This is a genomic window from Phormidium sp. FACHB-592 (genome assembly GCF_014695795.1).
Taxonomy (GTDB): domain Bacteria; phylum Cyanobacteriota; class Cyanobacteriia; order Leptolyngbyales; family Leptolyngbyaceae; genus Stenomitos.
The window spans coordinates 1-26,213 of the sequence record NZ_JACJOZ010000076.1; the positions used below are offsets into that span (position 1 = coordinate 1).

25 protein-coding genes and 2 tRNA genes are annotated in these 26,213 nt (G+C 50.7%); 9 read left to right on the forward strand and 18 right to left on the reverse strand.

From position 1 onward, the window contains the following. Positions 1 to 517: 517 nt before the first annotated feature. A complete protein-coding gene (locus tag H6F86_RS23110) occupies positions 518 to 904 on the reverse strand; it encodes a hypothetical protein (RefSeq protein WP_190451703.1) in 387 nt (128 codons plus the stop codon). Between the two features lie 116 nt (positions 905 to 1,020). Here H6F86_RS23110 and H6F86_RS23115 point away from each other — a divergent pair, with 116 nt between their 5' ends. Both H6F86_RS23115 and H6F86_RS23120 read left to right on the forward strand, forming a co-directional pair. Continuing rightward, positions 1,021 to 1,536: a GNAT family N-acetyltransferase gene (locus H6F86_RS23115; protein WP_190451705.1), complete on the forward strand. Its 516-nt coding sequence runs from the start codon at positions 1,021 to 1,023 to the stop codon at positions 1,534 to 1,536. Between the two features lie 38 nt (positions 1,537 to 1,574). Then, complete coding sequence (locus H6F86_RS23120; protein ID WP_242033652.1) at positions 1,575 to 2,408, forward strand: MOSC N-terminal beta barrel domain-containing protein; 834 nt, start codon at positions 1,575 to 1,577, stop codon at positions 2,406 to 2,408. Between the two features lie 23 nt (positions 2,409 to 2,431). Here H6F86_RS23120 and H6F86_RS31950 read toward each other — a convergent pair whose 3' ends face one another. Next, complete coding sequence (locus tag H6F86_RS31950) at positions 2,432 to 2,644, reverse strand: hypothetical protein (protein WP_190451707.1); 213 nt, start codon at positions 2,642 to 2,644, stop codon at positions 2,432 to 2,434. Positions 2,645 to 2,822: 178 nt separating this feature from the next. Between H6F86_RS31950 and H6F86_RS23130 the strand changes: the two genes are divergently transcribed. After that, positions 2,823 to 4,661: an ABC transporter ATP-binding protein gene (locus tag H6F86_RS23130; protein WP_190451709.1), complete on the forward strand. Its 1,839-nt coding sequence runs from the start codon at positions 2,823 to 2,825 to the stop codon at positions 4,659 to 4,661. 95 nt (positions 4,662 to 4,756) lie between these two features. On the opposite strand, the gene H6F86_RS23135 is transcribed toward H6F86_RS23130, so the two are convergent. Then, positions 4,757 to 5,239, reverse strand: a complete 483-nt coding sequence (locus H6F86_RS23135; RefSeq protein WP_190451712.1) for a phycobilisome protein — start codon at positions 5,237 to 5,239, stop codon at positions 4,757 to 4,759. Between the two features lie 254 nt (positions 5,240 to 5,493). On the opposite strand from H6F86_RS23135, the gene H6F86_RS23140 reads away from it, so the two are divergent. Further along, positions 5,494 to 6,873: a M23 family metallopeptidase gene (locus tag H6F86_RS23140; protein WP_190451714.1), complete on the forward strand. Its 1,380-nt coding sequence runs from the start codon at positions 5,494 to 5,496 to the stop codon at positions 6,871 to 6,873. A gap of 196 nt (positions 6,874 to 7,069) precedes the next feature. On the opposite strand, the gene H6F86_RS23145 is transcribed toward H6F86_RS23140, so the two are convergent. From H6F86_RS23145 to H6F86_RS23155, 3 genes are read right to left on the reverse strand one after another with little or no spacing between them, the layout of a single operon-like run. After that, on the reverse strand, positions 7,070 to 8,446 hold the full coding sequence (locus tag H6F86_RS23145; protein ID WP_190451717.1) for an FMN-binding glutamate synthase family protein: 1,377 nt from the start codon (positions 8,444 to 8,446) through the stop codon (positions 7,070 to 7,072). A 2-nt stretch (positions 8,447 to 8,448) separates the two neighbouring features. Then, positions 8,449 to 9,129 carry a protein glxC gene (locus H6F86_RS23150; protein WP_190451720.1) on the reverse strand — a complete coding sequence of 227 codons (681 nt, stop codon included), beginning with the start codon at positions 9,127 to 9,129 and terminating at the stop codon, positions 8,449 to 8,451. Continuing rightward, positions 9,117 to 10,025, reverse strand: coding sequence for a class II glutamine amidotransferase (locus H6F86_RS23155; protein ID WP_190451722.1), 909 nt, complete (start codon positions 10,023 to 10,025; stop codon positions 9,117 to 9,119). The genes H6F86_RS23150 and H6F86_RS23155 overlap by 13 nt, the downstream gene beginning before the upstream one ends. Before the next feature lie 83 nt (positions 10,026 to 10,108). On the opposite strand from H6F86_RS23155, the gene H6F86_RS23160 reads away from it, so the two are divergent. Next, positions 10,109 to 10,525, forward strand: a complete 417-nt coding sequence (locus tag H6F86_RS23160) for a hypothetical protein (RefSeq protein ID WP_190451724.1) — start codon at positions 10,109 to 10,111, stop codon at positions 10,523 to 10,525. A gap of 109 nt (positions 10,526 to 10,634) precedes the next feature. Here the strand turns inward: H6F86_RS23160 and glnT are convergent, their stop codons facing one another. The 8 genes from glnT to purU form a co-directional block, all read right to left on the reverse strand. Further along, a complete protein-coding gene (gene glnT, locus H6F86_RS23165) occupies positions 10,635 to 11,963 on the reverse strand; it encodes a type III glutamate--ammonia ligase (RefSeq protein ID WP_190451726.1) in 1,329 nt (442 codons plus the stop codon). Positions 11,964 to 12,171: 208 nt separating this feature from the next. Then, positions 12,172 to 12,819: a methylglutamate dehydrogenase gene (locus H6F86_RS23170; protein WP_190451727.1), complete on the reverse strand. Its 648-nt coding sequence runs from the start codon at positions 12,817 to 12,819 to the stop codon at positions 12,172 to 12,174. Further along, entirely contained in the window at positions 12,816 to 15,965 is a 3,150-nt protein-coding gene (locus H6F86_RS32415) for a 2Fe-2S iron-sulfur cluster-binding protein (protein WP_242033653.1), read from the reverse strand. Before H6F86_RS32415 ends, H6F86_RS23170 begins: the two co-directional genes overlap by 4 nt. After that, entirely contained in the window at positions 15,962 to 16,222 is a 261-nt protein-coding gene (locus tag H6F86_RS23185; RefSeq protein ID WP_190451729.1) for a sarcosine oxidase subunit delta, read from the reverse strand. Before H6F86_RS23185 ends, H6F86_RS32415 begins: the two co-directional genes overlap by 4 nt. 37 nt (positions 16,223 to 16,259) lie before the next feature. Next, the gene (locus H6F86_RS23190; RefSeq protein WP_206756081.1) at positions 16,260 to 16,604 is read right to left on the reverse strand and encodes a low molecular weight protein tyrosine phosphatase family protein; all 345 of its coding nucleotides are present in this window, start codon (positions 16,602 to 16,604) and stop codon (positions 16,260 to 16,262) included. A gap of 15 nt (positions 16,605 to 16,619) precedes the next feature. After that, entirely contained in the window at positions 16,620 to 16,922 is a 303-nt protein-coding gene (locus H6F86_RS23195) for an antibiotic biosynthesis monooxygenase (RefSeq protein WP_190451732.1), read from the reverse strand. 59 nt (positions 16,923 to 16,981) lie between these two features. Continuing rightward, positions 16,982 to 18,223: an FAD-dependent oxidoreductase gene (locus H6F86_RS23200; protein ID WP_190451734.1), complete on the reverse strand. Its 1,242-nt coding sequence runs from the start codon at positions 18,221 to 18,223 to the stop codon at positions 16,982 to 16,984. Positions 18,224 to 18,232: 9 nt separating this feature from the next. After that, a complete protein-coding gene (gene purU / locus H6F86_RS23205) occupies positions 18,233 to 19,093 on the reverse strand; it encodes a formyltetrahydrofolate deformylase (protein WP_190451736.1) in 861 nt (286 codons plus the stop codon). Positions 19,094 to 19,228: 135 nt separating this feature from the next. On the opposite strand from purU, the gene H6F86_RS23210 reads away from it, so the two are divergent. Continuing rightward, complete coding sequence (locus tag H6F86_RS23210; protein WP_190451746.1) at positions 19,229 to 19,852, forward strand: XRE family transcriptional regulator; 624 nt, start codon at positions 19,229 to 19,231, stop codon at positions 19,850 to 19,852. A 122-nt stretch (positions 19,853 to 19,974) separates the two neighbouring features. Continuing rightward, on the forward strand, positions 19,975 to 21,411 hold the full coding sequence (locus H6F86_RS23215) for a sugar transferase (RefSeq protein WP_190451748.1): 1,437 nt from the start codon (positions 19,975 to 19,977) through the stop codon (positions 21,409 to 21,411). Between the two features lie 94 nt (positions 21,412 to 21,505). On the opposite strand, the gene H6F86_RS23220 is transcribed toward H6F86_RS23215, so the two are convergent. The 4 genes from H6F86_RS23220 to murA form a co-directional block, all read right to left on the reverse strand. Then, positions 21,506 to 21,587, reverse strand: a tRNA-Leu gene (locus H6F86_RS23220). Positions 21,588 to 21,744: 157 nt separating this feature from the next. Continuing rightward, positions 21,745 to 22,191: a hypothetical protein gene (locus tag H6F86_RS23225; RefSeq protein ID WP_190451750.1), complete on the reverse strand. Its 447-nt coding sequence runs from the start codon at positions 22,189 to 22,191 to the stop codon at positions 21,745 to 21,747. A 118-nt stretch (positions 22,192 to 22,309) separates the two neighbouring features. Next, a complete protein-coding gene (locus H6F86_RS23230; protein ID WP_190451752.1) occupies positions 22,310 to 23,185 on the reverse strand; it encodes a M48 family metallopeptidase in 876 nt (291 codons plus the stop codon). Between the two features lie 284 nt (positions 23,186 to 23,469). Beyond that, positions 23,470 to 24,888 carry a UDP-N-acetylglucosamine 1-carboxyvinyltransferase gene (gene murA, locus H6F86_RS23235; RefSeq protein ID WP_190451754.1) on the reverse strand — a complete coding sequence of 473 codons (1,419 nt, stop codon included), beginning with the start codon at positions 24,886 to 24,888 and terminating at the stop codon, positions 23,470 to 23,472. A 239-nt stretch (positions 24,889 to 25,127) separates the two neighbouring features. Between murA and H6F86_RS23240 the strand changes: the two genes are divergently transcribed. Next, a tRNA-Leu gene (locus H6F86_RS23240) sits at positions 25,128 to 25,211 on the forward strand. 126 nt (positions 25,212 to 25,337) lie between these two features. Continuing rightward, complete coding sequence (locus H6F86_RS23245) at positions 25,338 to 26,123, forward strand: RNA methyltransferase (protein ID WP_190451755.1); 786 nt, start codon at positions 25,338 to 25,340, stop codon at positions 26,121 to 26,123. Positions 26,124 to 26,213 lie beyond the last annotated feature (90 nt).

Genomic DNA, 26,213 nt, shown 5'->3' on the forward strand with positions numbered 1-26,213 from the left:
CTATTTAATTCTCTAGGTTCAGGCGACCTCGGCTCGCTTCACTTTCGCTGCGCTTGCCTCACCGCTTATCTAACATAACAACAGAAGAAGGAAACGTCAAGCAGGAAAAAAAATATTTTTTCTGGTATCTCCTCCGCTCTCACATTCGTTCAGTAAATCCTGATCGCTCATCACTCGCTCTACGATATTTTCCGTAGCTAGACCTCGTAGACTTTAATCAGCCGTCTGACCATGATTTTCATCACTCGCTCTAAGATCTCTTCCGTAGCTAGACCTCCTGTAAGACTCCAGCGACAATAGCAATTGAATTGGTATGTTTATTAATCTCAATCCCTTCACTTGGCGGTACGTGGTTCTTAGCTTTTTCGATAGCTCAGAGTCCCATCCTTGGGTTTCTTGATGAGCTAACGGCTGTTGAATGTCTTGGTAGCTTATGTATAGCGACAGCAAGCAATGCGCTGGGTTCTTTTCCCTCGCACGAATCCACTAGTCCTGCTTGCAGGGGCATGGGTAACGTTTACTCTGATCGATAGCGCACTAAGGAACGAACTCGATCGCGTGGTAAACCGAGTTCTCGACTAATTGCCGCTTCAATTTGTGCTGGCTCCGTTGTCGGAAACTCAAACCTTAGTTGTTTAAGTGCTGAGTTTGCCGTTTCAATAGTGATAGTTGAAAGATTTTGCTGTGGTTTGATAATGACGGTAATCGATTCTACAGTCCGCGGGGGTTGTTGCTGTTGCTGACGATCGCCTTGTAGATACACCGTTGTACGGTTGGATCGAACCAACATTCGATCTGTCAAAAGCCCGCTAGATAGCCAAAAGCCCAGTCCTAGCAGTGGCAGTGCTAGCCAAAACTCTAGTCCTAGAGAATGCCACACTTGAGTCCATCGTAGTCGGGTCATTGGTACTTAGCCTTCTATATTAAACACACTACAGCAAGCCTATTTACCTTGTGGACCTTGCGCTATGAACCTTGAGCCTATGTTATACCAACACTTGAAGCGTCAAGCACCTATGAATGATTGAAATTATTGAAGCAGATTTGAATGTACCTGCTCATGCTAAGGCGATGGTTCAGTTGATGGATGAGTATGCGCTCGACCCAATGGGTGGTGGTAATGGTCTGTCAGATTACGTTAAAGCACATCTCCCAGCAGAGCTTGCAAAGAGAAAAGCCGCTCATGTTATTCTCGCGTTTGTCGATACCCAACCTACAGGACTTGTTGTTTGCTTAGAAGGATTTTCGACGTTTGCATGCCAGCCACTGCTGAATATTCATGATGTCATGGTTGCTACACCCTATCGTGGTATGGGTTTGTCTAAACTGCTGCTACAAAAAGCGGAGGCGATCGCGATCTCCCTGGGTTGCTGCAAGCTCACTCTAGAAGTACTGGAAGGAAATCAGGTAGCTCAGGCAGCTTATAGGGCATGCGGCTTCAGTGGCTATGAGCTAAACCCCCAGATGGGCAAGGCATTGTTTTGGGAGAAAAAACTAGGGACAGTGATAGATGAGGCGAAACATTCAAACAGTTGAGATGTGATTGTAGCAATCACTCTGTTTTAGCAGATCTAATGGATAACCATGCCGTGGGGTGCCAGTGGATGCCGGAGCTAGCTCAAATTTTTGTTTATCCTATTAAAGCGTTGGATGGCGTTGCAATCCTCCAAACGACGGTGCTGCCCAGTGGCGCATTGCAGTATGACCGTGAGTTTGCGATCGTAGATGCAGAGGGCAACGTGATCAACGGCAAACGGACTGCTGAGGTGCATCGTATTCGTTCGAGCTTTGACCTAGAAACTCGCACGATTGCTTTAAGGATAGAAGGTGAGCCTGGAGCCACAACCTTTCATCTTGATGTGGAACGATCGGCTGTAGAGCAATGGTTAAGTGCGTACTTTGGTTTTGCGGTGACGCTGCTTCAGAATACAGAAACAGGTTTTCCGGATGACACAAATTCGCCGGGTCCAACGGTGATTAGCACCGAGACACTGCGGACGATCGCCGACTGGTTTCCTAACCTAAGTCTAGAGGCAGTCCGACGGCGCTTTCGATCGAACCTCGAAATTACTGGTGTCGAGCCATTTTGGGAAGACTGCCTGTTTGGGTCAGCCGTTGGCGAAGCTTCTTTGAAAGCGGATCGCGTGGTGCCGTTTCATATTGGCAACGTGCAGTTTGCAGGTGTGAACCCCTGCCAGCGCTGCATTGTCGTTACCCGTGATGCGATGACTGGCGAGCCGTATCCCCATTTTCAAAAGGTGTTTGTTGCCAAGCGGAAGGAAACCTTACCAGAGTGGGTAGAGGCTTCGCGCTTTAACCACTTTTATCGCTTAGCGGTCAACACTCGTGTAGTGCAGCCCCAAGCGGGAGCGACCCTACGAGTTGGTGATACGATCGCGCTGGATTAGTGGCGGCAATAGCAACGCAAGCTCTACGGCAACGTGAACCCTGTGCGTTTTTCTACATAGTCCAAAATAGTTTGATAGGAATCAGGATCGCTTTGCTGAGTGACGATGATCGTTGTGTTGCCATCTAGTAAGGCAAAGGAAACTCTCGCATTAGGCACGTAGCAGAATGCAGTAACTCGATCAAGGTCGACCACGTAAGTATTTCGCTCAAAATTGAGTTTGATCCAGTAAGCCACGCGAACTTATCCGCTCTAAGACCAGCCTCACCTTACCACCCCTCGGAATATGTAGCCAGTGGGAGGATATACCATACGATGGGCTGAGATACAGGGTTAAAGGCTAAAGGCTGAAAGCTAATGGCTGACGGCTAACCGTCGGCTACCAACTTCGATCGCAGAAAGCTATCGTGAGAGTATGAGGAATTTTCACCGAAATCGGCTGAGACAACGCTGGCAGAGTTTGCGGCAGTCGTTGTCGATGTATCAATACTGTGGACGGGCGATCGCCTTGGTGTGGACAACCAATCGTACGCTGACTATTGCTCTCATGGTGCTAACCTTGATTGCTGGTTTGCTTCCGGGGGCGATCGCCTATGTAGGCAAGCTTATTGTTGATGGTGTTGTGCAGGCAGCGCGATCGGGACTGGCGGACGATCGCTGGCAGACCCTGACCTATCTAGGCATTGAAGCGGGACTGATCGCACTTCAGGCAGGCTGCAAACAGGGGTTAGCGCTCTGTCAATCGCTACTGCGTGCACTACTAGGTCACAAGGTCAACGTACTCATTCTTGAAAAGGCGCTCACTCTGGACATGGCGCACTTTGAGAACTCGGAGTTCTATGACAAAATGGCGCGGGCGCGGCGAGAAGCGTCTAGCCGTCCACTTAGTTTAGTAGGGCGCACCTTTGGGTTGGTACAAGACGCTCTCTCACTGCTGACCTACGGCAGCTTGCTGCTAAATTTCTCTGCTTGGGCAGTGCTGGTGCTGATGGTTGCAGCGATTCCTGTGTTTATTGCTGAGACACGCTTTGCCGGAGCCGCCTTTCGTCTGTTCCGCTGGCGTGCTCCTGAAGTGCGGCAGCAAAACTATCTGGAATGGCTACTTTCTAACGATACAGCGGCAATGGAAGTCAAGCTGTATCAACTGGGTCCCATGCTGTTGCGTCGCTACCGCAACATTTTCCATCAGCTCTACGGCGAAGACCGAGATTTAACCATTCGTCGGGGGCTGTGGAGCTATCTACTGGGACTCTTAAGCACCACTGCTTTTTACGCCGCCTATGTGTGGATTGTGTGGGAGGCGATCGCTGGGGCGATTTCTCTCGGCGACCTGACGATGTATCTCGTTGTGTTCCGTCAGGGGCAAACAACCTTCGCTTCCATTTTGAGCGCAATCGGTGGCATGTATGAAGATAGTCTCTACCTGTCAAATCTCTATGAGTACCTGGAACAACCCATTGCAACACCCCTGGGTTATGCAGCTCACGGTCTATCACCAGGCGATGGCTTGCGCTTTGAGGCCGTTACCTTTAGCTATCCCGGTAGCTCTGAGCCTGCGCTAGAGGCAGTATCGCTGCATTTGAAACCGGGCGAAAAGTTGGCGATCGTGGGCGAAAATGGCTCTGGCAAAACTACTCTTATCAAGCTACTGACACGTCTATATATTCCAGACAGTGGGCGCATTCTGTTAGACGGATTGGATCTGCGCGAATGGAATCCTGCCGTACTTCAGCAGCGCATCGGTGTGATTTTTCAAAACTTTGTGCGGTATCAATTTACCGTCGGCGAGAATATTGGTGCAGGTGATGTGAACTTTATGGAAGATGAAATGCGTTGGCAAGCTGCCGCAGAAAAAGGCACGGCACAGCCTTTTATTGCCTCGCTGCCCGACAACTATCACACTCAGCTCGGACGGTGGTTTAAGAGTGGTCGTGAGCTATCGGGCGGTCAGTGGCAAAAAATAGCCCTTTCGCGAGCCTTCATGCGAACCCAAGCCGACATTCTGGTGCTGGATGAACCAACTGCCGCCATGGATGCTGAAGCTGAAGTTCAAATTTTCGATCACTTTCGCGCCATGACGCAAAACCAGATGGCAATTCTCATCTCTCATCGGTTTTCAACAGTGCGGATGGCAGACCAGATTGTAGTGCTACAAGGTGGCAGAGTAGTCGAACATGGCACCCATGACGAACTGCTACGATCAGGCAAGCGCTACGCTCAACTGTTCTCGCTACAAGCAGCAGGGTATCGGTAGGAGGACAGTGAAAGGCAAAAGGCAAAAGGTACAAGTTTCCTAGCCTCTGGTGCTTAATGCTGGTATCTTGGCAGCCCGGAGTTCCATCAACAGAATTATGTATTGCGGGGTTTCCCTAATGCCACCCGATTAAGCTCAAGGATGGGGCAGAACATACTGGCTTGCTGTGGAGTCAAATGCTGTTTGACCACTTGCTGCATCACTTCGTAGGTGGCATTGCAGCTTTTTTCAGCGCCAAAGGCTTTCATAATAGTCTGAAACCACAAGAGAAACCGTTCGCGCAAGGTTTCAGGATCATCCATTAGCATGGCGATCGCAGAATAGCGGAGTACCCGCACGGTATCGCGCTTCCATTTTGCACTTACGTCTTCCTTACCGCTGTGAAAGAGCATGGGGTCGAGCGATCGCATTTTTGCTTCTACCTGTTGCACGATCGCACTTTCTACCAACTGAAGCGTTTGATAGGTCTGCAACCGCAGGCTAAAGGACTGGACATAAGCATCGACAAAGGCTAGTTCTTCATCGCTGGCAAACCGACCATCCGTATCCATGCTTAACTTTTCTAACTGGCTCAACATTGGTAAGACCTCTTACAGGTTTCAGTTGGCTCAGTATACCCAGGGGCAAGTACTTTAGAACTCTTAATCTATTTTGAGCGTGTGTATACGGAGGTACCTTGCTAGTATCCGGAAAGTTTCATGAAAACAACTTTCTTTGGTAGTAGTTTCACACAATGCTCTGAAAAAAAGTGGTGATAGTAGGAGAACTGTCCTGATTGCCAGGTAATCACTTAGAAATAAAGCGGCAGACCATTAGTTAGGGAACTTCTAAAATGCTGGACGCGATCGCCCAGACGCTGGCAGAGCAAACTGCTAAGCCCGTTCCACCTGCCAATGTTGACACTCAAGCTGCCCTGGTCGCTCCCCAACAAACCACTGTTCCCGTCCTCAATCCGACTGTGAGCGCTCCGGAGTCAATGCCACCCGTTTCTTTGACTCAAGCTGCGCCCATCGTTAGTACAAAATCAGTTGCGGTTCAAAGAAATAGTCAATCAGCTAACACCGAGACCGCTACTTCCAGGAGCACACAGCCTGCCTATTCTTCAGCAAATAAGCCTTTAGTAAATGAGGCTCAAGCGGATAAAGTTTTAGTAGACAAGGCGGCGCAAAACGTTACGACGGCTCAAGCTGCGGAGTCTGATCGCAGTCAACTCTTTAAGCAAGCCACTGGCGATCAGCGGCTAGTGCTAAAGCAAAAACTAGCAGACATTGTTGCTAAAGACAAAGCTCTGAAAGAAGCAAAACTGCGGGCAAACCTGGAAGCAGAAGCGATCGCGCTTGCTCAAGCCAGACAGTTTGCTCAGGCACGGCAAATGGCTCAAAATGCGATGTTGTCCCCCGAAACTCAGGCAGACCTACTGGCGCAAATTAATGCGATCGCGGCTAGGCGACCGTTTCGATCAACTATTGCAACAAAGCCAAGGCTGCCAAAAGTACCTTTAGTTAGAATCAAAACCAAAGCCCTGGAGCCAACAAAATCAAGGCGATCGCTGCCCCAGGTGGTGCCATACACTTCGTCCCCCAACACGCCGCAGTACAGCTACATACCACCAGCGCCACCGAATTATGTTAGCTACTCCCTCAATGGAGTTGGGGGAAAGCTCGGCGGAATCGGTGTGGTCGTGGACGATAGTGTACCTGACTTCAATGGGCAAAACTGGACAGCAGCTGCTACGGGCACCCGTTCCAACGCTGATCTTTGGAATGAGTTGAGCTTCATTTTTCCCTTAGCATCACCAGCACCCATTACTTCTCGCTTTGGCTGGCGAGTCCATCCCATCAGGGGCAATCGGCGCTTTCACAGTGGTACGGACATTGGTGCGCCGATGGGTACACCCGTTTTAGCAGCAGCGTCTGGTAAGGTGGCGCTTTCTGATCAGTTGGGTGGCTATGGGCTAACAGTCATTTTGTCACACCAAGACAATACGCGCGAAACTCTCTACGCACATCTTTCGGCACTAATGGTTAAACCGGGTCAATGGGTTGAAAAAGGTGATGTTATTGGGCGAGTGGGCAGCACTGGCTTATCGACAGGTCCCCACCTGCATTTTGAGCTGCGTCAGAAAACAGCTCGTGGCTGGCAGGCGATCGACCCTAGCGTACCGTTGAAAGCTGCTTTAGCACGTTTGGTGAAGGCAAGGCAAGCAGGCTAGCTGTTAAAGCAATTTTAAATGAGTAAGTCAAGGTTCTTGTCAACGTGTGAAGGGGTAACGGGATGAAGAAGTGAAAGGGTCTGTATTCAAGCAGAAATGGTTGTGAGTTATGTAGCGACGCTTGTGACTGCTTTATGATCCATTGAAGTAGCTGGTCGTTGTAGGAATAAGGAATGTTTTATGGGGATGCACTGGGTTACTGCCATCCAGGAACCCAGGATGTTCCAGCAAGGGGTAAACGCGCCATTGCAGCGGCTTCAACGGTGAGGGCAACTAGATCTTCGCGCTCTAGATGGTGGACGTTTTGTTTACCGCAAGCACGGGCGATCGTGGTCAATTCCATATTCAACGTTTTGAGGTAGTTTTGTACCCGACGCGCACCGACTTCTGGCTCTAGCCGCTTCTCCAGAATGGCGTCCTGCGTGGTGACACCCACGGGGCACTTTCCAGTATGGCAATGGTGGCAGTAACCAGGAGCCGTGTCGATCGCCGCATAATCTTCCACTGCTGAGTGGTGTTCACCCTGTTGGATGTAGGTTTCACTATTGCAGCCTAATGCAATGAGAATGCCTTGCCCGATCGATACTGCATCCGCGCCCATCGCAATTGCTTTAGCCACATCAGCTCCGGTACGAATGCCACCAGACACAATGAGTTGCACCTTACCTTTCATATTCAGATCTTCGAGAGCATCGACTGCCTGACGCACGGCTGCCAGCGTGGGAATGCCCACGTGTTCGATAAAAACAGTTTGGGTTGCTGCCGTTCCGCCCTGCATTCCATCAACGACGATCACATCGGCACCGGCATGAACCGCAAGTTTGACATCATTGAACGTGCGTGAGGCTCCTACTTTCACGTAGATAGGCTTTTCCCAATCGGTGAGTTCTCGTAACTCCTGAATTTTAATGGTGAGGTCATCGGGACCTGTCCAGTCGGGGTGACGGCAGGCGGAGCGCTGATCCACCCCTTCAGGTAAGGTTCGCATTTCCGCGACTCGTGGATTGATTTTTTGCCCCAGCAGCATGCCTCCACCACCGGGTTTTGCGCCCTGCCCAATGACAATTTCGATCGCGTCTGCTTTTCGCACATCATCGGGATTAAACCCATAACGGGACGGTAAGCATTGATAGATTAGGGTTTTGGATGACAGCCGTTCTTCGGGAGTCATGCCACCATCACCAGTCGTCGTCGAAGTGCCAACAGCCGTTGCCGCAAGCCCCAGTGCTTCTTTGACGTTGGCAGATAGGGAGCCAAAACTCATGCCGGCGATCGTGATGGGAATCTCTAACTCAATGGGTTTTGTGGCATATCGAGTCCCCAAAATGGTTTTGGTCGTACATTTCTCCCGATAGCCTTCTAGCGGATAGCGCGAGAGGGATGATCCCAAAAACACTAGATCATCAAAGTGAGGCAGCCGACGCTTGGCACCTAACCCACGGATTTCATAAAGACCATGTGCCGCTGCATTTTGAATGTAGCTAATCATGCGGCTGTCATAACCCCATGAAGCCTCACGAGAGATAGGGTGATGTGATTGAGACGGATCAGCTTGAGAGTGAGGCATGTTCATTGTTAATACTCCTGATTGACATCTGCGTTCCAGTGGTAAAGCTGCTTGGCAGATGCAATGCGTTTAAATTCCTTCGGATCCTGAGAGAAACCTGCTTTGGCGAGGAGTTCGCCGACAGCTTCGTAGTCAGCATGAGTCATGGGTTCCATCTGGGCATCGGCACCGAGCGATTTGATGGTGCCGCGCACGTAGATGATGGCTTCATAGAGAGAATCGCCGAGGGCATCACCGGCATTGCCGCAAATCACGATGCGTCCAGCTTGTGCCATGAAGGCAGAGAAACTGCCTACACTGCCACCCACCACAATATCAGCTCCTTTGAGGGAAATTCCACACCGTAAGCTGGCATCACCATCGATAACGAGTAAGCCACCCTGAGCAGAAGCGCCAGCGGAAACGGAGGCAAAGCCCTTGACGTGGACTCGTCCAGACATCATGTTTTCGGCAACACCGGGACCGACATTGCCGAGGATGGTGACGTTTGCTAGTTTGTTCATGCCAGCCGCGTAGTAGCCTGCATGTCCTGCAATTTCGACTTCCACAGGCGCATCTAAACCCACCGCAATGTTATGAGCACCGTCGGGATTGAGAATGCGGATGGTTTGCCCGTTCAGTGGTTGATGGAGGAAGCGGTTGACTTCGCGCAGGGGCGTTTGGGCAAGGTCGAAGGTTACACCGTCCATACGTACATTTCCTCTGGTGCAGGTTCGTAGATGTGGGCGTGATTGATGTTGGGGAGATGGGCGAGCGATCGAAATTCGGAGGCGATCGCCACATAATCATCCGTTTCCGCTACTACGGCGGGTTTGCAGGCAAAGGCATCGCGCACCAGCGCTAATTTATCGGCGGTGCCCATGAGAAAGGTATAGAAACCATCGAGCGCTTCAAACCCTTTTTGGATGGCAGCTTTCAAGTCATCCCCTTCTTGCATACGCCATTCTAAAAAGCGACAGGCAGCTTCGGTGTCGTTGTCGGTTTCAAAGTGAATGCCGTGATGTTCAAGCTTACGGCGAATTTCGTAGGGATTGGAAAGGGAGCCGTTGTGAACTAGGCAGAAGTCCTCGCCAGCGGTGAAGGGGTGGGCGTGGGCAGGTGTAACTGCTGATTCGGTTGCCATGCGAGTATGTCCCACCAGATGGGAACCTTGCAGATCTTTGAAGTGGTAGCGATCGGCAATACTCGTCGGACTACCTGCATCTTTGTACAGATCGATCGCCCGCCCAGTAGAGAGAAGATGGATTTGTGGATAGTTGTCTTGTAACCATTGCTTCACCGCATTAGTCGCCAGATTAGCGGTTAGCACTGCTTGATTCCCGTGAATTTGAAGGTCGGGCGTTGCGTTGAAATGGGTTTGAAACGCTTGTGACAATTCTGACCAATTAAAACTGCCACTCGTATGAATACTGCCAGAATAGAGGCTGTATTTACGCTGGTTGTCTGGCAGCGCTTCGGTGAAGACTGCTAGCCCAGCAGAATCGGGTCCGCGCTGGCTCATGCCGATGAGCATGGGCACCATCAATTCGCCGAGAGACGATCGCAGTGATGGATTTTTGATGAGTAGTCCGACAATGCCGCACATAGATGAATAGTTTTGAGTTTTGAGTTGAGAGAGTGGTCATTAGCTAGTAATTTGTTGAACAGCTACAGCTTAGGAGTCCGAGTATGAGTTATGAATTGTTTGTTTTCGATTCCGCTGTTTCACCGATAAAGTACGACGAGTTCCTATCTTGGTTTGGTGAACAAACTGAATGGGAAAAGTCTCAAAGCTATGACGATCCGGAGGTCTTGAGTGCCGCTCTTCGGGCATGGTTTTTGGACATAATTGTTGATTTTCCAGCCATGAACGGAGCATACGCAAATAACGACCTACCAGACGACAAAGCGGCTGTAACAGACTACACCCTAGGAAGCACTCTCATCTATGCTGTATTCCCCTGGTCAAAGAGGCAGGAGGCATATGAAGCTACTTTCCGCCTTGCAGCAAAGCATCAATTAGGCTTTTTCGATGTAAATTCCGAAACAAGTAAAGTGTGGCTACCAGACTCGAATGGAAATCTCATTCTTGCTCACTCCAACTAATAACTGTACTTTAATTCGTCGTCTAACAAGACTGATGGGTTAAAACCAAGTCTGTTTATCGTAGGTTGTCTAGGGCTTTCTCCTAAATACTGACTGCCAGCAACTGCCGCTAGAAAAACTCTAAATACCGCTGCACTTCCCATTCGGAAACGTGGCGCATGTATTCGACCCATTCCATCCGTTTGAGGCTGATGAATTCGGTGGCGAGAGGACCGAGGGCATCGGTGATGATGGTATCGGTTTCGAGGGCATCGATCGCTTCTTTTAAGCTCTGCGGTAGAGTTTGAATGCCTTTGTCCTTGAGGTCGGCTTCGGAGAGGTCATAGAGATTAATGTTGTATGGATCGCCCGGATCGAGTTCGTTTTCGATGCCATCGAGTCCAGCGGCGATCGCTGCTGCTGCTGCTAGATAGGGGTTGCAGGAACCATCAGCCAGGCGAAGTTCGAGTCGTCCACCGGGAATGCGCACCATGCTGGAGCGGTTGTTGTCGCCGTAGGTGATGTAGGCAGGTGCCCAGGTTGCGCCACTGAGTGCGCGTCCCACGACCAATCGTTTGTAGGAGTTGATGGAAGGGGCACAAATAGCGGTCAGTGCTGGTGCATGAGCCAACAAGCCACCGAGGAAGTGATATCCCAGTTTGGATAGCCCCAGATGGCGAGGATCGCTGTTATCGGCAAAGAGATTGGCATTGCCATCAGACATAGACATATGCATATGCATTCCAGTGCCCGTAAGGTTCGCAAACGGTTTGGGCATGAAGGTAGCAATTAATCCCATCTCTTTGGCGATTTCAGATGCTGCCATCTTGAAGAAGATGTAGCGATCGGCGGAGGTCAAGCAATCGGTGTAGGTGTAATTGATTTCAAACTGCCCATTAGCGTCTTCGTGGTCAATTTGATAGACGTCAAAATCAGCGATTTGCAGGCTTTCCACCAGCTTTTCAATAAAGGCGCGACTGCGAGACAGTCCTTTGTAGTCGTAGCAAGGTTTTTCTAGCGTATCGGTGGGATCAGCAGAAGCAATGCGACCTTGAGCATCTTTTTGCAGCAAGCCAAATTCAGGTTCCAGTCCCGTATAGAACGTCCACCCCTTTTGCTTCAGCCGTTCCAACTGCTGCATCAAGACAAAGCGAGAATCATAGGGATAGGGCTGACCATCCACATGCCCAACGCAAACCATACGCGCAAAGCCTGGCATCCAGGGAACAAGCGTTAAGGTTGATGGATCACCGATCGCCATGAAGTCGTGGCTATTCGGCTGCTGTGCTAACCCCCAAACGGCAAACCCTGCAAACCCTGCACCTGGATCAAGAATGTCATCAAAATGGGATGCAGGTACGGCTTTTGTCTTGGCAGTACCGTGCATATCCACAAATTGCGCCAGGACGAATTTAACGTGATTGTCTGCTAAGAATTTCTTTGCCGTTTCTGGTGTCATGGATGGTTCCTGGGGGTAGTTGTTGTTGGTTGTTAGCTGTATAGCCCTTTGGGCATTCAAGAAAAGTTGTTGGAAGGAGTCAGGGAAGAAGGCGGGGAAGCAAGGAGAGCAGGGGAAGCAAGAGATTTGAGACACTTGGATTAACTCAGAACTTTTAGCCTTCATCCTCCATCCGTTAGCCTTTCTTCCAACTCAAAACTCAGAACTTTTAGCCTTTCATTCCTTCCTCCACTCCAACCACAACACCGCCCATCTCTGCCACGACCTCGCTTAGCGTTTGCCATAGGTACGCTCCAAACGTACCATCGCACCAGAGGCGATAGAATGGCTGTCCGTTGCGATCGCCCGGAATGATGGTGACAGCAACACCGACCATGGATGTGAGAATGACGGGACGTTCCAGCAATGATAAAGCGCGAAAGTTAACGCTACAGGTTTGCAGCAGTAATTCGTTGACAGCGGAGCCACAAAGGACGATCGCCGCATCCTGACGCAAGACGGGATAGACTTTCGCGGGTGGTTGCTGACAGGCTGCGGCTAGATTAACCGCCAAGCGGTTTTGCAGGCTATCTTCGATGAAAAATTCTGTCAAACCAAAACGCGCAATGATGCCACCATCGGGAAGCGGATTCCAGGTATTCGGGCGATCGGGTGTTGTGATGCCTTGACTTGAGAGCCAATCGGCTGCGTTGGTTCCTTTGACACCAAAGCGAGTCAGGCAGGAGACATCAGCGATGTCTAGGGTGCCGATTACAGCTTCTTCAAGGACAGCCACTAGAGACGGCATTCCATTCAGATTCCGCCATGATCCATCAATGGATTGAAGTCGATCGTGCATGGGGCTGAAGCGAATCATACTGAGACCTCCTCACGTTTTGGCGTAGGGTCCTTCTGTCGAAGGTTTTCAGGATCGTAGAAGGGCGTAGGACGAATGGTTGCAGTGACAAAGGAACCATCGGAGCGGCGAATGGAAATGCGATCGCCCACTGTTGCCAGTTCTGGTTTCACGTATGCCAAGCCAATAAAGCGGTTTAAAGCAGGACTGAAGGCAATGCTGGTGATGCGTCCGGCAATGTCATTGCGATCAATCACCAGATGACATTCTTGGGGTGGTAGCCCTTGAAATGGCTCCAGCATGAAGCCTACTAATGTATGTTTCACCGGACGTTTTGCCATACTTTGCAGACTACGTTGACCAATGAAAAACGGCTTGTCTAGCTTGACTGCCCATCTCAAACCAGCTTCTCGCGGAGTGGTCAAACCGTCGGTATCCTGCCCGACAATCAGATGTCCTTTCTCTAATCGCAAGAGCCGCTGTGCTTCCACACCAAAGGGCGTGATGCCGTATGCTGCACCCGCTTCTAGCAAAGCATCCCAAAGAGCGATCGCGGAGTCTGCCGCAACATGAATCTCGTAACCCCATTCGCCAACAAACCCAACGCGCAGTAACAGAGCTGGAATATTAGCAACGGTTGCCTGCCGTACGCCAAGGTAGAGGAAGGTAGCACTGGATAAATCTAGATCGGTGAGTTTGGCGAGCACTTTACGGGCGTAGGGGCCAGCCAGATTGATGGCCGATCGTGCGCCTGTTGTGTTCACAATGCCACAGTCTAAGCGCCACATTGTATTCAGTCGCGATAGTTCACGGTAGATGTTTGCTGCGCCAGAGGTGGTGGTGGTGAAGTAGAAATGCTCGGCTCCAAAGCGGGCGATTACGCCATCATCAATGATGACGCCTGTTTCGTCGAGCATCAGGGCGTAACGTGACATCCCCACTTTCAGGTTGGTGTAACGTCCGGTGTAGACCCGCTCTAGAAACTCAGCCGCATCAGGGCCACGGATTTCTAGCTTGCCTAGTGTGCCAACGTCGATGATGCCAACCTGTGTGCGAACGGCGATCGTCTCTGCACGAATGCATTCCTCACGGCTCTTTCCCGGCTGAGTGTAGTATTCGGGTCGTCGCCAGTTGCCTGCCAGCATGAATTTGGCGTTTAAGGTGGTATGGCGACTATGCAAAGGCGTGTAGCGCTCTGGTGTAAAGCCACGTCCTGCAAGATGGGAGAGGGGCACGGGATGGAAAAATGGTCGGGCGGTGGTGGTGCCGACTTCACCGGGAGTTTTGCTGGTAATGCGTGCCAGAATTCGCAGGGCGTTCATGTTGGAATGTTTGCCCTGGCTGGGTCCCATGCCCACGGTGGTGTAGCGTTTGAGGAGTTCAATGTTATCGAAGCCTTCTTGGGCGGCGTTGTAGAAATCTTTGAGTTGCAGGTCTTCATCGAAATCGACGAAGTTTTTGCTGTGGGGATGGGGGACGATCGGCCAGGGATGGGAAACACTTTCAACTGCACTCCCAGGAAAGTTATCGTAGCTATATATTTGGGCTTCGTTTGCAGTCCTGTCCGGGGGGCTTCCCCCCTGCCAAGATGTTTTCTTCGGTGCAGCGACGCAGAAATCATCTTGTCCCCCGTTATGTGGGGCCCTAACTCCCCCACGCCCCCCGAAAGGTGCTACTTGTTCCAGTTCTAGTCTCTCGTAGACCGGATCGATTTGGGTAAGCTGAAGGTTATTACACTTTGAAGAAGAACCAGGGGCGGCACTGGGAGAGCCTAAATAAGCTGCTGCTGCCATTCCAGCCCGATCGCCATCCGATATTTTCTGCTCAAACTCGAAGATGCCATTGACTCGACCGCAGGCAAAAATGCCTGGGGGCAAAAATTCTGGGATGAACTGCTGTAAGTGTTCGTCAAAGCGTAGTTTAGCACCTGCTTGATAGAGCAAGTTTGCTGTCGGTGCCCAACCGACACTCATGACAATGCCATCACAGGCGATCGTGCGTTTTTGCTCTGATTGCGGTTCATTACCCTCGAAGGGACAGATGACGGCACTAGAAACACCATCTCCTGCTGGATTTCGCTTCGCTTCGTAAACGCAATACCCTGTGTAGATGGGAATGCCCTGTGATCGCACTGCTTGCGTGAGATCTGTTACCACAGGAGTAGAGCGCAGATCGACGATCGCCATCACGGCAATTCCATGCGCTGCCAAATCCAAGGCGGCTCGGTACCCATCACTATTCGCTACTAGAACTACAGCCCGTTGCATGGGCTTGACAGCATAGCGGTAAATGAGCCGTTGTGCCGCCGATGCCAGCATTACACCTGGCAAATCATTGTTGTGGAAGACGGCTGGCTGCTCGTAGGCACCACTGGCTACAATGACAGCTTTTGCACGCATTTTGGAGAGCCGATCGCGATCGACTAAGGGAATCCAGTGATCGGCGTAATAGGCTGCAGCCTGAGTTCCGGTATATAGTCGGATATTGGGATGGGAGGCGATCGCATCCATTAGTGCAGCCGTCTTCTCCGCACAAGATGAATTTCCACCAAGTTGATAACGACCCGATCCACCAGCCTGTGCGTTCTCATCAACAATGACCACATCTGCACCCGTGTTTGCCGCTGACAGGGCTGCTGACAGCCCAGACACCCCAGCACCGATCACCAACACATCACAAAAGTCGTAGCGTTTGGGAGTGCGAATGTGAGGTGTGGATGGATCGCCTTCGCCCAACCCCGTCATGCGGCGAATAAGACGCTCCCACATGGGAAAGAGCTTTTTATCTAAGAAGGCTTTGTAGTAGAAGCCAACGGGCAGGAAGGGTGAAAAGAAGTTGAGCACGCTGGCACGATCGCCCATCACGCCACCTACTGTATTAATGGCTGTGAGCGACATTCCGGTTTCTAATGGCGTGACATCTGCCCGCACATTTAACACCTGCCCGGACTGCATCAACGTATTAATATCGTGATTTGCAAAGCTCAATAGCCCACGAGGTCGATGGTATTTGAAGCTACGTCCTAAGACTCGCTGTCCCGCTGCCCACAACGCGCTGCTGATGGTATCGCCTGCGTAGCCACGAAAGGCCATGCCTTCAAGCGTGAAGTCGATCGGCTGAGTGCGATCGATCCATTCACCGGGTATCGGTGGCAGTCGTTGACTCATACGACCTCCTCACCAACTAAATAGGTGCGTAAAATTTCATCGGTGATGGTATTGCGATCGACCAAAAACCAGGTATTGCTCGGCGTATGGCACCACCATTCCTGCTTCACGCTTGCTGCACCATTGCGGTTAAATACATAATCTGCCCACGCCGCATCGTCCGTTGCTTGTGGATCGGGCATGGGTCGGACTTCACCACCATAAACAAACTCGGAAATCGATCGAGCACCGTTAATTGGACACACCATTAATTTCATCGTTCCTTCCCATCCACACAGTCCGTTTTTCTCAGCGCTAAAAGGTTCCTAATAATGGCAAGACTTTCTTCTCAAGAAGATCGACTAAAGCTGGTTCCATATATTCATACTCATCACGAATATCCAAACAAACGATCCGTTTACCGTTGAGATAGGGCTGAAACTTTTTTGAGAGCTTACTGCGGTGTCCGTTCTCCATCACAAAGATGATATCTGCCCACTGGATTGCTTCGTTCAATAACGGTGTGTCAGCGTCCCGATCGATTCCTGCCGATGCGACCTCTAAACCCTCATAGCGTGAGAAAATCTCTTCAGCGGTTGGGCTACGCAGTCGATTTTTGCCGCATACAAAGAGCAATTTCTTCATAAGTTCCATCAACATCGAGATACCTCACCCCTACCGCTTACCACTAAAGACTTCTGTAAAATGCTCGACGGTGGGAAACGGGTCATAAAAGTGATGGAGAAGTTGTTTCCATTTTTGATAAGTGGGTGATTCTCGAAAGCCGATCGTATGGTCTTCCAATGTCTGCCATTGCACCAACAGTAAATATTTTCCCGGCACTTCTAAACATTGATGGAGTTCATGGGATTCATATCCAGGCATAGAGGAAATCAAGGTGGAAGCCTGCCTGAACGAGGTTTCAAACGCTTGCTCTAAACCACTTTTAACCATCAACATCGCCACCTCGAGCACCATAAGTTCTCCTCACTCTCCTAACCGCTATTCCCGACTCCCGACTCCCAACTCCCTAGTCCCTAATGTCCTACCGACGCTGCACCCTTCTCACCAACCAGGGCATAGTTGGCGAAGCGATCGAGGGAAAAGTCTTGAACCAACTCATGATTGCGATCGTTCGCGACGGTATACGCCATCGTTTTACCGGCGACAGGTGTGGCTTTGAAGCCCCAGGTGCCCCAACCTGAATCGAGGTAGAAACCGTCGATCGGGGTTTTGCCCATGATGGGTGCAAAGTCTGGGGTCATGTCTGCCATCCCTGCCCATTGCCGCACTACCTTAACGTGGGACAGAAAGGGAAAGAGTTCTAACATATGTGCCGCTAAGCCTTCCACAAAATCAAGGGTCGATCGGGTGGAATGGAGTTCATACGGATCAAGTGAGGCACCCATTACCAGTTCTCCCCGTGCCGTTTGGCTCACATACACATGCAAACTACCGGAGACAATGATGGGATCGAGCCATGCTTTCATGGGTTCGCTTACCATTGCTTGTAGGGGATGGATGTAGAGGGGCGATCGCAATCCCACCATATCCAGCAATCGTGGCGTTGATCCAGCCACTGCACAAAGGACTCGCGATGTGGAAATCCTGCCCCGCGAAGTTTCTACGCCTGTCACTCGACCTGCTTTGGTTGTAATACCCAACACTTCCGTTTGTTGATGGATTTCTACGCCTCGCTGGTCTGCCCCACGACCGTAGCCCCACGCCACTGCATCATGACGGGCAATGCTTCCCGGTGCATGGTAAAGCGCGCCGAGAATGGGAGCGTGTCCGCCACAGGTAATATCCATATGGGGACAGGCAGCTTGCACCGCATCGGCACCCACTAGTTCACTATCAATGCCAAAATGCTTGTTGACCTCCGATCGCCAGCGCATGGTTCGCACCGAGGCATCAGTATGTGCCAGCGTGAAATGTCCCCGTGTAGAGTAGAACAAATTCAGGTCAAAATCCTGCGACAAGTCTTGCCATAGACGCACCGATTCATCGTAGAACTTCACGCCTTCGGGCGTAAGGTAGTTAGAACGGATGATCGTCGTGTTGCGTCCCGTATTGCCGCCACCCATGTAGCCTTTCTCCAGCACCGCGACGTTGTGCATTCCATGATCGCGAGCCAGATAGTAGGCGGCTGCGAGTCCATGACCACCCCCACCAATGATCACCGCATCGTAGCTCGACTTCAGGCGATCGGGTTGTCGAAACATCCGAGGTTCGGGATGCTTCTTTGATAAACCAAATTTCAGGAGACGTAATGGCATGTCGTTCTCCTAACGAAACACAACGGTTTTGTTGCCATGCACCAGCACCCGATCCTCGACGTGATAGCGCAGCCCTCGTGCCAGCACCGCTTTTTCAATATCTTTGCCATAGCGCACTAGGTCGTCCACTGAATCGGAATGGTCAATGCGAATCACATCTTGCTCAATGATAGGACCTGCATCCAGATCAGCTGTCACGTAGTGGCACGTTGCACCCGTGAGTTTCACGCCTCGTTCATACGCCTGATGGTAGGGTTTGGCACCCACAAACGACGGCAAAAAGGAGTGATGAATGTTGATAATGCGTCCAGAGTAGCGATCGCACATCTCCGGTGATAGCACCTGCATGTACCGCGCCAAAATCATCACATCTCCCTTTACGTTATCAAACAAATGCATCACTTTATCAAAGGCATCTGCTTTCGTGGTCGGCGTCACAGGTACATAGTGAAAGGGAATTTCGTGCCATTCCACAAACTTGCGAAACACATCATGATTGGAAATCACGCAGGGAATTTCAACATCCAGCTCACTGCTCTGCCAGCGGGACAGCAAGTCATACAAGCAGTGCTCTAGTTTAGAAACCAGAATCACTACGCGCTTTTTCTGTACAGAATCGGTGATGTTCCATTCCATTTGGAAGGATTCCGCGATCGGTGCAAACTGCTCCCGAAACGCCTCAATGCCGAAGGGTAGAGACTCTGCGAGAATTTCTTGTCGCATGAAAAACCGCTCTGCCACACGATCAGCATGATGCTGCGCTTCCACAATCCACCCCTGATGGTTGGCAACAAAGGTGCTCACAGCAGCCACAATACCCACGCGATCAGGGCACGAAAGGGTGAGGGTGTAGTGTCTTGCAGAGGACATCGGATTCCCGTGGCGTTAGGAAACTATTAGTGACTATCATGCAGTTTTGATTCATGTATGTCAACTAATTTTCCTGCTATTATGCAAAAGAGTTGTAAAAGTGATGTCTACAGACCGCAAATCGTGAGGTGAACGATGGCAGAGACGACGAGCAACGGTGCACAAAGCGTCACCGATCATGCTTTAGAACGCTACATCGGCAATACCATTCGCGAGTTGCGGCAGAAACACGGGCTGACGATCGCCGATGTCGCTGAACAGGTCGGCATTTCGCGGGGAATGCTGTCCAAAATTGAAAACGCACAAACCGCTACAAGTTTGGAAACCTTGGCTAAACTTGCTAGTGCTCTGGGCGTGTCATTAGCGACGCTGTTTCGCAACTACAACATTCCTGCTGGAAGTGCCCAACTGGTCAAACGGGATGAAGGGATGGAAGTGGTGCGCCGAGGGACAAAGCGCGGTCATACCTATCATCTACTGGCTTACGATCAGGGTCCAACAAAACTCTTTGAGCCATTTCTCATCACAATGGATGACGCCTCAGAAGTGTTTCCGACCTTTGAGCATCCTGGTACCGAATTTATTTATATGCTGGAAGGCGCGATCGAATACCGACATGGGCAATCAACCTATCGGCTCAATCCGGGCGACTCGCTCACCTTTCGCGGCGACATTCCCCACGGTCCCGAAAAGCTGGTTGCCTTGCCAATTCGCTTTCTTGCGATTATCTACTATTCCACGCTGCCCACGATGGAATAAGAAACTCTAAGTGCTAACGATAAGTTTTGGTGCAGTTTGCGGAATACTCAATATATTGCCCTGCAAGCTGGGTACTGATATGGCTCAGACCAACGGCTTGCCCTCGTATGAGCCTCACTGCAATGGATTCTTCTCCTGGTGCAGCTTACCAAAAAGCGATCGATATTCGTGCCTCCCGTGGACGCGATCGACACAAAATTCTGCGTGGGCGGTGGCACCGGATGGTGGTACTGCTGTTAGGCGATGTGTTGGCGCTGGCGATCGCGGGTCGCGTTGCATCACATCTCAATCAGTTCTACTCACCACTGCCACCGCCACTTGTTTTGGGTAATTGGTTGGGGTTGCCAGGGTTGTTCTGGATTTTGATGCTGGTCACGCTGTTGCTGTTTGCACACAGTGGTTTGTACGGTTCGTCGAGCCAGTGGAAAAACTACGTGCGATCGGGTCAACTGGTAAGTGCAGTTTACCTGTTGGCGCTGATTTTAGGTTACTTCTACGACCCAAAGCTGGCTCCACCCCGATCGCTCTTTATGACCGCCTGGTTTGGCAGTGTCGGTTTAGTCATTACCTTTCGGTTACTGGCAAGCCTGGCACTAAAGCAGTTTGAGCAAGCTCAGACCAACGTCTTTTTGCTGGCACCCGCAGAACGGCTGCCAACGCTGGCACAAGTCCTGAAGCGGCGATCGCGCTACAACATAGTTGGGGCAGCACTGGCATCTACTACCAGCACGGCTGCGACGATTCAAGCGATCCTTAACTCTGGCGCCCAGGAAGTATTGGCAGAAAGCCTGCCGCAAACCGAACTAGCATCAGGGCTTTACTGGCAATTGCGTCGTGCTGGTATTACACTGCGGCTTATTCCTTCTAGCGTCGAGATGCTGCATCGTCGCGGTGTACCGGAAGTCATTGCTGGCATTCCCACCTTGCGTGTAGAACCAACTTTGCTAGGCGGTTGGGACTATCGCTTGAAACGGTGGCTGGATTGGTTGGGTGCGTTTGTCGGCTTGGTTGTACTCTCGCCGCTCTTTTTAGTTGTCGCGATCGCCATTAAGCTCTCATCGCCGGGTGCCGTTTTCTTCTGCCAGGAACGGATGGGACTGCACGGTCGCGTGTTTCAAATGTGGAAGTTTCGCACAATGATCCCCGAGGCTGAAGCTTTGCAGGCAGGGCTAGAACAGCAAAATGAAGCTGGTGATGGGGTGATGTTCAAAATCAGGCATGATCCACGCATTACGGCAATCGGACGGTTTCTGCGGCAAACCAGCATTGATGAACTACCCCAACTGCTGAACGTACTACTGGGTCAAATGAGCCTGGTGGGTCCACGCCCATTACCATTACGAGATGTCGAGCGGTTTGATCCCTGGCATCATACTCGCCATCAAGTGCTACCTGGCATTACAGGGCTGTGGCAAGTGTCAGGGCGATCGTCTGTTGATGCGTTCAACGATGCTGCCCGACTTGATCTCTACTACATTGATAATTGGTCACTCAACCTGGATTTAGAAATTTTGCTTGAAACGTGCCGCATTGTCTTTTGCGGGAAAGGCGCGTACTAAAGCGGCTTCGTCTACCAGACTCATCAAGCTAGGCTCATAAAAATTGCTGCTAGGATCACCAATCTGGTTCACACTAGCAGCAATCTATCAATCATGGGCGGGGCGAGACTCGAACTCGCAAGCCTTTCGGCGCCGCATTTTGAGTGCGGTGCGTCTACCAATTCCGCCATCCGCCCGTGGCTTTCGTTTCACTATTATACCGGATTAAGCGACTTTGGAGTAACGATCGCTATTCCTTTATTGCTGACACTGACATATACGCGTGCAACTTAAAAGAACTCTCTATGCCCTTCCTTCACAAGTTCGCTACTAGAAGGGCATAACGCCTACTTCCTATTTGCCAAAGGCATCTTTAATGCCGTCAACGGCACTTTCAACAGCATTCTTCGTTTTGTTGATCGCTTTCTGAGTCTGAGCTGAGTCGTTATCGGCTCTGCGCTCAATGCGAGCGGCATCGTTCTTAGCTTTGCGTGCGATCGCACTATCATTATCTGTTGCGCGATCAACCTTAGCAGCATTCGTTTTTGCTGTTTTCTTCAGTTTGTCAGTTGTGTCGCGAACGAAACCTTTGGTGCGTCCAGCGTCTTTGCTCACTTTACCTTGAAGATCACTACCCGCATCAGATGTTGCGATCAAGTTTGTAGCAGGAGCAGCCATAGCGGTGGTGTTCGAGAGAAAAGCACCTTGCCAAGCAAAGGCAATTGCCGATACGCATAGCAACGCTGTCGTTAACCAACGTCCTAGAACTGATAAAGGTTTTGCAAAATAGTTCAGTTGCATAGAATACATTCTCCAATCGATTTAGCATCCTATTTCTAATTCATCTGACAGAGGCAGCATATCGTTCCCCGGACAGAAGTTCGTTTCAGCGCCAAATCAGCCAATATGAACAGTAGTTTTACCAGTTCCGCCAGCCACCTGCAATTTTGGCATCCTTACCTTGCTGCGTTGGGCGCTCTTGGAGCAACGATTGGTACTCCTGGCTACTTGCCCAGCGATCGATTTCTCGCGCTCGTAAGACAGGTACTGGATGGGTAAGCTGCGCGGTCATTGCCTGCTTCAGCATTTCGCCTAGTTGATCGTTGCTAATGTCGTCATAGGCACGAGCCTGAGTCAAGAATGCCTCCAGGTTCAGTTGTCCTGAGAGCGTGGGTGAGCCGCCTGCTAGCTTCATCAGTACAGAACTCACAACTTTAGGATTTTGGATGGCAAGGAGTGCCGCCCGATCGCATGTGAACTCAGCACAGCGTACCCACTCCAAAATCTGCGCCTGCAAGGTTTGCGCGATCGCTCCACCAAGAGTTGGCAACTGTCCGGCCGCCAGCACCAAAATATTTGCCAGCGTGAGATAAACGCCATGTTCACATTTAAGGTGCCCCAATTCGTGAGCAATGACTGCCTGGATTTCCTCTTGAGTTAGCAATTCCAGGAGGGATGTATGCACCACAATGAATGGCTGCTTACCCCGCATTGCAAAGGTGTACGCATTAGGAACGGGATGCTGCCGGATGTAGAGTTGCGGCGGCTCTAGATCCAGCACCCGGCAGGCATCAATCAGCAGCTTATGTAAATCGGGCAACTGCTGTTCGCCAACCAGAACACTAGAAGCAATGTTCTCTAAATAAAAAAACTGTTCGGCGATCGGTCCCAAAAGATTCCGAATGACAACATCAAGACCCGGCAACTGCTTCAGATTCGCTGTCGCTCTGAAGTCAAGAGGGTGGCGAAAATGGTCAGCTCGCAAGCCAATAAGGGGCGTTTTGAGGAAGGACATACAATGAGGAGACGAAGAATAAAGTTCAGCAAAAAGAGTAACGCTGCTGCCTGCGTTTAGCTAGCATCCAGGTTCAGAGGCAACATCGAAGCAGTTTTCAAAAGAGTACTGAAGAGAGCAACCACCGATAGTATAGCGAGAAGCTCTTATGTCTTGTCGCAAGCCACAGAGACACGGAGGGATGAGGAAGTGAAGGGGTAAGAAGAGTACGTGTATGGGTAAACGGCTGTGAGAGGCATGGTCTAACATACCTCTTACAGCCGTTCGTTGCTCTCGACGTATTTTTAGGCTGGTTTGGTGACGCCTGGCTTAGTGACGGTAGTGACGATCGTTGGATCAGGCAACACTAACGGACTATCTCCATCTGCTCCAAGCTGGGTTCGCTGTAAGTTGGCTCCTAGCTTTTGCAGCTTCGCTGTCAAGTTTTCGTAACCGCGATCGAGGTGATGCAATCCCTGTACCGTTGTTTTGCCTTGCGCCGCTAATCCTGCCAGCACCAGTGATGCAGAAGCGCGTAGGTCGGTCGCTACAACAGGAGCACCCGACAGCATTGGTACACCTCGAACGATTGCGTGGGTGCCCTTGACACGGATATCTGCCCCCATACGGGTTAGCTCTGCTACATGACCAAACCGATTTTCAAACACTGTCTCGGTGATAACGCTATCGCCATCGCTAAGGGTTAGCAGTGCCATGAGTGGTGCCTGCATATCAGTCGGAAAGCCGGGATAGGGCAGCGTTTCAATATCCGTTGCAACATAGCGATGTCCGGGCACAATGCGGAGGCGGTTCGGCGCGTCTTCAATAATTTGTGCACCGATCGCCTGGAGCTTTGCAATTACTGCGGTCAAATGGTCTGGAACGACAGGAGACAGGCTGATTTCAGAATGGGTAATGGCTCCAGCAACCAAGAACGTGCCCGCCTCTACACGATCGGGAACGATCGCGTAGTCGGTTGTGTGCAAACTTGGCACGCCCAGGATGGTGATCGTGTTTGTCCCAGCACCGCGAATCTTGGCACCCATTGCCCGACAAAAATTTGCTAGATCAGCAACTTCTGGTTCTTGAGCAGCATTTTCGATTATCGTTTCACCCTCTGCTAAGGTTGCTGCCATCATCAGCGTCTCGGTAGCCCCAACGCTAGGATAATCCAGATAGATCTTTGCTCCCTGAAGACGCTTATTTCTGCCACTGAGGTAAGCATTGACGATGCCATGATCAATTTGTACATCGGCACCCATTGCCTGCAAACCGCGTACATGGAGGTCAACAGGTCGAGCGCCGATCGCACAGCCACCAGGTAGAGGAATTCTAGCAACGCCTAAACGCGCCAAAAGAGGACCAATGACAAAAAAGCTAGCGCGCAGTTGGCTAACCAACTCGTAAGGTGCTTTTGACTGAGCAATGTGAGAGGCATTGACCAATAAGCTGTTTCCTTGCCGTTCTAGCTTCACTCCTAGTGCAGAGAGAATTTCTGCCATACGGGTGACATCTGCCAGCGCCGGAACGTTGCGAATGAGGCAATCTTGTGAGCAAAGCAGCGCTCCAGCCATGATCACGAGCGCAGAATTCTTGGCACCGCTAATGCCTACATGCCCATGCAAGGAGGCACCACCCCAGATTTCTAGGACGGTTTTATCTTCTTCCGATGAAGAATGAGTGTTTGAGAGGCTAGGCGAAAGAGTAATTGGTCTGTCCTCCAATAAATGCTGAGTCTAGGTCTAACGTGGCCATTTGTTTTGATGCCGTTTTTTAGTGAACCTAAAAAAACGAACACCGAAATTCTACCGGAAAGATCCAGAATGTACAGTTTTTTATCGCCTGGGCGATCGCATCGTTTGCTAGAAGCATCACAGCAGTATGCTCTATTTCTGTACTAAAGTGATTGACAGATGTCGCCAAGTAATCCATGATTATGAATCGCGGCTGTGGCTGTGTACAAGCGGAACTGGCGGAATTGGTAGACGCGCTAGATTCAGGTTCTAGTGTTCGCAAGGACTTCCGGGTTCAAGTCCCGGGTTCCGCATTTGAGCAACATCAGGTAAGAGGAAAAAGCTGGGCAACCGAGGTATCGGATTTACCCAGCGTATGCCTCAGATCTACTTATATGTTTCGCAAACTTTGTTACAAAATTTCAATTAATTGGTCTTAAGTGCTTACTAGCCTTCAAAATCCTCTGGTTAAACAGATAAAGAAGCTACACCAGACAAAGGAGCGACAGCAACAACAGCTCTTTTTACTGGAAGGTACTCACTTACTCGAAGCAGCAGTGACGGTTGATCGACCGCTAGCGATTCTTTGCTACACGATCGCATGGCAAACGAAACATGCTGCACTTAGCGAACAGGCGCATCAATTAGCCGCACGTGTTGAGCTAGTTAGTACCGACGTGCTGCGCTCGATCGCTACAACCGTTGAACCGGATGGCGTTGTTGCCATCATCGAGCGTACCTCAACGCCCGAACCCACGTTTAGCAGCCTCGGTTTAGTACTGGAGACCATCCAAGATCCAGGTAATCTGGGCACGATGATTCGTACCGCTGCTGCTGCTGGTGCAGAAGGTTTGCTGCTCAGTGCCGACAGTGTTGATTTCGATCATCCTAAAGTATTGCGATCGTCGGCAGGGCAATGGTTTAAGCTACCAATGGGAATGAATGCCGACTTGCAATCAGCGCTTCAACCTTATCAGCAGCAGGGTATGCAGATCATTGCGGCTGTGCCTACTGCGCCCCTGACTTATTGGCAAGTGGACCTCCGGCAACCAACGCTTATTCTGTTAGGTAACGAGGGTGCTGGACTCTCGCCCGCTTTGACAGCACTCGCCGACAAGCAGGTTACTATTCCGTTGAACCCTGGCGTTGAATCTTTAAATGTGGCGATCGCTGCCGCACTGATTCTCTACGAAGCTAAGCGTCAGCGGAGGGCAGACAATTCTTAGGTAAACGGGTGAAAAATCATCCTGTGCATCCTTTGGCTTTCACCGTCTTGTCAAACCTGCCCCTACGAGTATTTGTTCACTAGAAATCTT

What these genes read in the sequence shown, in the direction of transcription:
- H6F86_RS23160 (WP_190451724.1), top strand. Translation starts at nt 10,109, where the DNA reads ATGAGTTATGAATTGTTTGTTTTCGATTCCGCTGTTTCACCGATAAAG.
- H6F86_RS23130 (WP_190451709.1), top strand. Translation starts at nt 2,823, where the DNA reads ATGAGGAATTTTCACCGAAATCGGCTGAGACAACGCTGGCAGAGTTTG.
- H6F86_RS23150 (WP_190451720.1), bottom strand. Translation starts at nt 9,129, where the DNA reads ATGGACGGTGTAACCTTCGACCTTGCCCAAACGCCCCTGCGCGAAGTC.
- H6F86_RS23215 (WP_190451748.1), top strand. Translation starts at nt 19,975, where the DNA reads ATGGATTCTTCTCCTGGTGCAGCTTACCAAAAAGCGATCGATATTCGT.
- H6F86_RS23210 (WP_190451746.1), top strand. Translation starts at nt 19,229, where the DNA reads ATGGCAGAGACGACGAGCAACGGTGCACAAAGCGTCACCGATCATGCT.
- H6F86_RS23185 (WP_190451729.1), bottom strand. Translation starts at nt 16,222, where the DNA reads ATGAAATTAATGGTGTGTCCAATTAACGGTGCTCGATCGATTTCCGAG.
- glnT (WP_190451726.1), bottom strand. Translation starts at nt 11,963, where the DNA reads ATGACACCAGAAACGGCAAAGAAATTCTTAGCAGACAATCACGTTAAA.
- H6F86_RS23145 (WP_190451717.1), bottom strand. Translation starts at nt 8,446, where the DNA reads ATGAACATGCCTCACTCTCAAGCTGATCCGTCTCAATCACATCACCCT.
- H6F86_RS32415 (WP_242033653.1), bottom strand. Translation starts at nt 15,965, where the DNA reads ATGAGTCAACGACTGCCACCGATACCCGGTGAATGGATCGATCGCACT.
- H6F86_RS23170 (WP_190451727.1), bottom strand. Translation starts at nt 12,819, where the DNA reads ATGATTCGCTTCAGCCCCATGCACGATCGACTTCAATCCATTGATGGA.
- H6F86_RS23120 (WP_242033652.1), top strand. Translation starts at nt 1,575, where the DNA reads ATGGATAACCATGCCGTGGGGTGCCAGTGGATGCCGGAGCTAGCTCAA.
- purU (WP_190451736.1), bottom strand. Translation starts at nt 19,093, where the DNA reads ATGTCCTCTGCAAGACACTACACCCTCACCCTTTCGTGCCCTGATCGC.
- H6F86_RS23225 (WP_190451750.1), bottom strand. Translation starts at nt 22,191, where the DNA reads ATGCAACTGAACTATTTTGCAAAACCTTTATCAGTTCTAGGACGTTGG.
- H6F86_RS23140 (WP_190451714.1), top strand. Translation starts at nt 5,494, where the DNA reads ATGCTGGACGCGATCGCCCAGACGCTGGCAGAGCAAACTGCTAAGCCC.
- H6F86_RS23115 (WP_190451705.1), top strand. Translation starts at nt 1,021, where the DNA reads ATGATTGAAATTATTGAAGCAGATTTGAATGTACCTGCTCATGCTAAG.
- H6F86_RS23190 (WP_206756081.1), bottom strand. Translation starts at nt 16,604, where the DNA reads ATGTTGATGGAACTTATGAAGAAATTGCTCTTTGTATGCGGCAAAAAT.
- H6F86_RS23110 (WP_190451703.1), bottom strand. Translation starts at nt 904, where the DNA reads ATGACCCGACTACGATGGACTCAAGTGTGGCATTCTCTAGGACTAGAG.
- H6F86_RS23195 (WP_190451732.1), bottom strand. Translation starts at nt 16,922, where the DNA reads ATGGTGCTCGAGGTGGCGATGTTGATGGTTAAAAGTGGTTTAGAGCAA.
- H6F86_RS23155 (WP_190451722.1), bottom strand. Translation starts at nt 10,025, where the DNA reads ATGTGCGGCATTGTCGGACTACTCATCAAAAATCCATCACTGCGATCG.
- H6F86_RS23135 (WP_190451712.1), bottom strand. Translation starts at nt 5,239, where the DNA reads ATGTTGAGCCAGTTAGAAAAGTTAAGCATGGATACGGATGGTCGGTTT.
- H6F86_RS23200 (WP_190451734.1), bottom strand. Translation starts at nt 18,223, where the DNA reads ATGCCATTACGTCTCCTGAAATTTGGTTTATCAAAGAAGCATCCCGAA.
- H6F86_RS23230 (WP_190451752.1), bottom strand. Translation starts at nt 23,185, where the DNA reads ATGTCCTTCCTCAAAACGCCCCTTATTGGCTTGCGAGCTGACCATTTT.